Below are 6,112 nucleotides of genomic sequence, written 5' to 3' on the forward strand. Positions count from 1 at the left end.
GCCGTACACTGCGCGGCACACCCGGGGCCGGGACCGATTCCAGCGGTCCCGGCCCCGGGTGTATCCGAGTACCGATCAGCAGGGGTTCGAGGCCCACTTGGTGAGCAGGGTCATCGAGCTGTAGCCCGTGACGCTCGTGTTGTTGTTGCGGTGCTTGTCCCACCACTTGTTGCCGTTGATCACGGTGCCCGCCTTGTAACAGATGGGCGTGATCGTGTGGCTCCGGTAGCCGAGGCCCAGGACGGTTGAGGTGGTGGTGGAGTTGGAGCGGATCCGGACCCCGTCCTCGGTGTAGTCGCCGGCATGGGCGACGGTGACGGACCCCAGGGCGATCGCAGCGGTGGAAAGCGCCACCGCGGTGAACCTTGCTGCCTTGCGCACGCTGTCTCCTCTTCTGAGCGGACACGTCGTGGTGCAGCCGAGAGGAAGAGCCAGTACCGCCGTCAGCGGCAAGCGCTGAGCTGGTCCCCCCGGTCCAGTGACAGACGATGGCACGAACGCGAATTCCGTACCAGGGGGTTTCGGCCGCACGGCGCAGAGCGGCTTGAATGCTCCGTACCGGCCCACCCGGCCGGTTCCACGGAGTCTCCAGATCCTTTTCGGCGTTTGCGCTGGAAAACGCGGGGGTCGGAAATCGGCCGCCTCGGGATCTCCGCTAATGGATGATCGCGAACCGCTTTTCGGTTGTCCGGAAACACCCGCTACTTGTCTTGCTCCGGCAGCTCGCTGCGCCCGGTCCCCGCGCGGCGCGCCCGTAGCTCCGACACCATGCCGAACGCGGCGGCGGCCAGCGGCACCGAGAGCAGCATGCCGAGGATCCCGGCGACACTGGCGCCGGCCGTGATGGCCAGCATGACCACCGCCGGGTGCATCTGCACGGTCCGGCTCTGGATCACCGGCTGGAGGAAGTGGCCCTCCACCAGCTGGACGGCGACCACCAGGGCGACGACCCACAGCCCGATGACCCAGCCGCGGTCGGCGAAGGCGACGAGGACGGCCAGCGCGCCGGAGAGGACGGCGCCCAGGTACGGGATGTACGCGCCGAGGAAGACCAGTGCGCCGAGCCCGACGGCGCCGGGCACCTGGAGCACCAGCAGGCCCACGGTGATGAGGACGGCGTCGATCAGGGCGATGAACGTGGTGCCGCGCATGAAGCCCTCGACGGCGTCGAACGCGCGCCGGGCCATGGCCTCGATGCCGTCGCCCCGGTCGCGGGGGCCGAGCCCGCGCAGGGCCTCGGCGGCCCGGTGGGAGTCGCGCAGGAAGAAGAACATCAGCAGGAGGGCGAGGGTGGCGGTGGCCATCATCTCGGCGACCACGCTGATGCCGGCGATGACGCCCGAGGCGGCCGTACCGCCGAACTTGGCGAGCAGCTCCTTGGCGTTGGCGGCCAGGTCCTCCAGGGAGGTCCCGGCGGCGCCGAAGTGCTCGGCGAGGTCCTGGCCGGCGCGCCGGAGGGCGCTGATGATCTGGTCCCCGGTGTTGAGGAGGGCGGAGACGACGATGTACGTGGCCCCGCCGGCCACCGCGAGAACGGCCAGGCAGGTGAGCGCGGCGGCCAAGGAGCGGCTGACCTTCATCCGGACGAGCCGCCGGTGCAGCGGCCCGAGCAGGGCCGTGCCGAGGATGGCGAGCAGGACCGGAGTGACGGCCGCCTTGAAGACGATGCACAGCCAGACCCCGACCGCGGCCACACCGGTGACGAGGAGTACGACCAGGCACCAGGCGGCGAGACGGCGTACGGGCTCGGGCAGCAGGGAGGAGCTGGACACGCCGTCATCCAACCACGCGTCAGCCGGGCCCCCGCTTACGTCCCTTGCCCGTTCGGGGGCTCGTGCCCCGTCCCCTGCTCAGCCGCGCTCCGGCTTCGGCTGCTCGTGCAGCTCGAACCAGATCGACTTGCCCTCGCCGCGCGGGTCGACGCCCCACGCGTCCGCCAGCATCTCCATGAGCAGCACCCCGCGGCCGCTCGACGCCATCTCGCCGGGATGCCGCACGTGCGGCAGCTCGTCGCTGGAGTCCGCCACCTCGATCCGCAGCCTGCGCCCGCCCAGCTCGCCCACCGCCTCCGCAACCAGCAGGGCGTCGCCGTCGGTGTGCACGAGCACGTTGGTCACCATCTCGGAGACCATCAGCACCGCCGAGTCCACCTGATCGGGATCCGCCCAGTCGTGCAGCAGTTCCCGGACCTGCCGGCGCGCGCCCGCGATCCGGGCCGGCTCCGCCTGCGCCACCGTCAGCACCGTGCGGCGCGCGGGGCGGGCCGGCTGCCGCAGCGGGGCGCCGCAGCCGCAGCCCGGCCCCTCCCGGCACAGCAGGACGAGGGCTATGTCGTCCTCGCGCCGGTCAGCGAGCGGTCCGGTGGTGTGGTGGGAGGACGGCCCGTGCACCGCCTGGACCAGCCGGTCGGCGAGCTTCTCCAGGTTCTCCGCCCCGTGCGTCCCCGCCCCGGATTCCAGGACCGCCCGCAGCCGCGCCCAGCCGGTGTCCAGGTCGTGCCCGCCGGTCTCGATGAGCCCGTCGGTGCACAGCAGCATCGTCTCGCCCGGCTCCAGCGTGAACCGGGTCGTCGGGTAGTCGGTGTCGGGGATGATGCCCAGCGGCAGGCCCCCGGCGGTGGGCCGCACCAGTACGGTGCCGTCGGTCATCCGGATCGCCGGGTCGGGGTGCCCCGCACGGGCCACCTCCAGCACCCCGGTCTCCGGATCGCACTCCACGTACAGGCAGGTCGCGAAGCGCGGGCTCCGGAAGTCGAAGCCCGCGTCGGCGTCGCCGTCCGGATCGGGATCGGGCTGGGAGCCGGGGCCGCCGTACGAGCCGGTGCCCTGCGTCGCGGAGCCCAGCCCGGCCAGGAACCGGGAGGCGCGGGAGAGCACCGCGTCCGGGCGGTGCCCCTCGGAGGCGTACGCGCGCACCGCGATCCGCAGCTGGCCCATCAGCCCGGCTGCCCGTACGTCGTGGCCCTGCACGTCCCCGATGACCAGCGCGAACCGGCCCGACGGCAGCGGGATCACGTCGTACCAGTCGCCGCCGACCTGGAGCCCGCCGCCGGTCGGGACGTACCGTGCGGCGATCCGCATGCCGGGGATGTCCGGGCCCAGCGTCGGCATCATCGAGCGCTGCAGTCCGGTGGTGAGCTCCCGCTCGGACTCGGCCACTCCGGCCCGCTGGAGCGCCTGGGCCAGCATCCGGGCCACCGTGGTGAGCACGGACCGCTCGTCCGGGGAGAAGGACACCGGGTGCTTGAACGCGGCGAGCCAGGCGCCCAGGGTGCGCCCGGCCACGATCAGCGGCACGAAGGCCCAGGAGGCCCGGCCGAAGCGCCGGGCGAGCGGCCAGGTGGCGGGGAACCGCCGCTTGTAGTCCTCGGGGGTGGGCAGGTAGATCGCCCGGCCGGTGCGGACGACCTCCGCCGCCGGATAGTCCGTGTCCAGCTTCATGTCCGCGAAGGGGCCCTCGTCCCCCGGCCCGTGCCCGTGGTGGCCGATCACCGACAGCCGGTCCCCCTCCACCCCGAAGACGGCCAGCCCGTCGGGGCTGAAGCCGGGCATGGACAGCGAGGCGGCGACCCGCAGCACTTCGGCCGTCGACCGGGCCTCGGCCAGGGCCCGCCCCGCGTCCAGCAGGAAGGCCTCCCGGGAGCGCCGCCAGTCGCCGGTGACGGTCGGCTGGGCGGCGGTGGTGCCGGGCTGGAGCTCGGCGATCTCCTGGATGGTGCCGATCAGCTCGTAGTCGAGGTGGCCGTCGGCGGACCGGCTCTGCACCGGCTTCGAGCGGCTGCGGACGGTCCGCAGCACCCGCCCGTCCCCGTCGGTGATCCGCAGTCGGGCCTCCGCGAGGGTGCCCTCGGCCACCGCCAGGTTGACGATCCCGTTGACCTCGTTCCAGTCCACCGGGTGGAACCGGGACCGTACGGCCGCCTCCGGTAGGACGGTCGGCTCGGCGGGCAGCCCGAGCAGCCGGGCGGCCTCCCCGTCGAGGCTGACCTTCCCGGACGCGTTGTCCCACCGCCACAGGCCCGTCGCGACGGCAGTCAGGACATCCTCGGTGCGCACCCGGTCATCTTTACAGGTCATCGACCCGACGTGCCCGGGCGCGGGGCCCGCCGGGCGCGCCAGCGCGGCCGGCGTCCCGGACGGTAACCTTGGAGGGTTGAATCCACCCTGGTATCGCGAAGAACTGGATGACTGATGCATCGGTACAGGTCCCACACCTGCGGCGAGCTCCGCGCCTCTGACGTCAACACCGACGTCCGGCTGAGCGGCTGGCTGCACAATCGTCGAGACCTGGGCGGCATCCTCTTCATCGATCTGCGCGACCACTACGGCATCACGCAGCTCGTCGCCCGCCCCGGCACCGCCGCCGCCGACGTCCTGGACAAGCTCTCCAAGGAGACCGTCGTCCGCGTCGACGGCAAGGTCGTCTCCCGCGGCGCCGAGAACATCAACCCCGACCTGCCCACCGGCGAGATCGAGATCGAGGCCGCCGAGGTCGAGGTGCTGGGTGCGGCCGCCCCGCTGCCCTTCACCATCAACACCGACGACGGTGTGAACGAGGAGCGGCGCCTGGAGTACCGCTTCCTCGACCTGCGCCGTGAGCGCATGCACCGCAACATCATGCTGCGCTCCGCCGTCATCGGCGCGATCCGCTCCAAGATGACCGCCCTCGGCTTCAACGAGATGGCGACCCCGATCCTGACCGCGACCTCCCCCGAGGGCGCGCGCGACTTCGTCGTCCCGTCCCGCCTGAACCCCGGCAAGTTCTACGCGCTGCCGCAGGCCCCGCAGCAGTTCAAGCAGCTGCTGATGATCTCCGGCTTCGACCGGTACTTCCAGATCGCGCCGTGCTTCCGCGACGAGGACGCCCGCGCCGACCGTTCGCCGGGCGAGTTCTACCAGCTCGACGTGGAGATGTCCTTCGTCGAGCAGGAGGACGTCTTCCAGCCGATCGAGAAGCTCATGACCGAGCTCTTCACCGAGTTCGGCGGCGGCCGGGAGGTCACCTCCCCGTTCCCGCGGATCCCGTTCCGCGAGTCGATGCTGAAGTACGGCAACGACAAGCCCGACCTGCGCGCCAAGCTGGAGCTCGTCGACATCACCGACGTCTTCGAGGGTTCCGAGTTCAAGGCGTTCGCCGGCAAGCACGTCCGCGCCCTGCCCGTCCCGGACACCGCCGCACAGCCGCGCAAGTTCTTCGACGGCCTCGGCGACTACGCCGTCTCGCTCGGCGCCAAGGGCCTGGCCTGGGTCCGCGTCGGCGAGGACGGCACGCTGACCGGCCCGATCGCGAAGTTCCTCACCGAGGAGAACGTCAAGGTCCTCACCGAGCGCCTGGGCCTGGTGGCCGGCCACGCCGTGTTCTTCGGCGCGGGCGAGTTCGACGAGGTCTCCAAGATCATGGGCCCGGTCCGGGTCGAGGCCGCCAAGCGCGCCGGCCACTTCGAGGAGAACGTCTTCCGCTTCTGCTGGATCGTCGACTTCCCGATGTACGAGCGGGACGAGGAGACCGGCAAGATCGACTTCTCGCACAACCCGTTCTCCATGCCGCAGGGCGGTATGAAGGACCTGGAGGAGAAGGACCCGCTCGACATCCTGGCGTGGCAGTACGACATCGTCTGCAACGGCATCGAGCTGTCCTCCGGCGCCATCCGCAACCACGAGCCCGAGGTCATGCTGAAGGCCTTCGAGATCGCGGGCTACGACGCCGAGACCGTCGAGCGGGAGTTCGCCGGCATGCTGCGCGCCTTCCGCCTCGGCGCCCCGCCGCACGGCGGCATCGCCCCGGGCGTCGACCGCATCGTGATGCTGCTCGCCGACGAGCCGAACATCCGCGAGACCATCGCGTTCCCGCTCAACGGCAACGCGCAGGACCTGATGATGGGCGCGCCCACGGTCCTGGAGGAGTCCCGCCTGCGGGAGCTGAACATCGCACTGCGCAAGCCGGTGGAGACGAAGACCTCCGAGCCGGTCGAGAAGTCCGTCAAGCAGCACCAGTAGGAGCTGCCGGTCGGCTGCCGGGCCGCTCGACGACCCGGCAGCCGCACCCGCACGGCCGTACCCGCACGGCCGTACCCGCCGGCCCCGTATACGACGGCGCCCCCGCCCGGGATCCC

Annotated in this window: 4 protein-coding genes; 1 reads left to right on the top strand and 3 read right to left on the bottom strand. The window is 71.5% G+C overall.

The genetic code is table 11. The features are described from left to right. Nucleotides 1-75: 75 nt before the first annotated feature. The 3 genes from ACFV7Q_RS38170 to ACFV7Q_RS38180 all read right to left on the bottom strand — a co-directional run bounded on the left by ACFV7Q_RS38170 (nucleotide 76) and on the right by ACFV7Q_RS38180 (nucleotide 4,055). Nucleotides 76-381 carry a hypothetical protein gene (locus ACFV7Q_RS38170; RefSeq protein WP_385435547.1) on the bottom strand — a complete coding sequence of 102 codons (306 nt, stop codon included), beginning with the start codon at nucleotides 379-381 and terminating at the stop codon, nucleotides 76-78. 320 nt (nucleotides 382-701) lie between these two features. Continuing rightward, the gene (locus tag ACFV7Q_RS38175; protein WP_385435548.1) at nucleotides 702-1,772 is read right to left on the bottom strand and encodes an AI-2E family transporter; all 1,071 of its coding nucleotides are present in this window, start codon (nucleotides 1,770-1,772) and stop codon (nucleotides 702-704) included. 78 nt (nucleotides 1,773-1,850) lie between these two features. Beyond that, nucleotides 1,851-4,055 carry a SpoIIE family protein phosphatase gene (locus ACFV7Q_RS38180; protein ID WP_385435549.1) on the bottom strand — a complete coding sequence of 735 codons (2,205 nt, stop codon included), beginning with the start codon at nucleotides 4,053-4,055 and terminating at the stop codon, nucleotides 1,851-1,853. A 135-nt stretch (nucleotides 4,056-4,190) separates the two neighbouring features. On the opposite strand from ACFV7Q_RS38180, the gene aspS reads away from it, so the two are divergent. Next, a complete protein-coding gene (gene aspS / locus ACFV7Q_RS38185; RefSeq protein WP_385435550.1) occupies nucleotides 4,191-5,996 on the top strand; it encodes an aspartate--tRNA ligase in 1,806 nt (601 codons plus the stop codon). Nucleotides 5,997-6,112 lie beyond the last annotated feature (116 nt).

Source organism: Streptomyces sp. NPDC059851 (genome assembly GCF_042732005.1).
GTDB lineage: Bacteria > Actinomycetota > Actinomycetes > Streptomycetales > Streptomycetaceae > Streptomyces.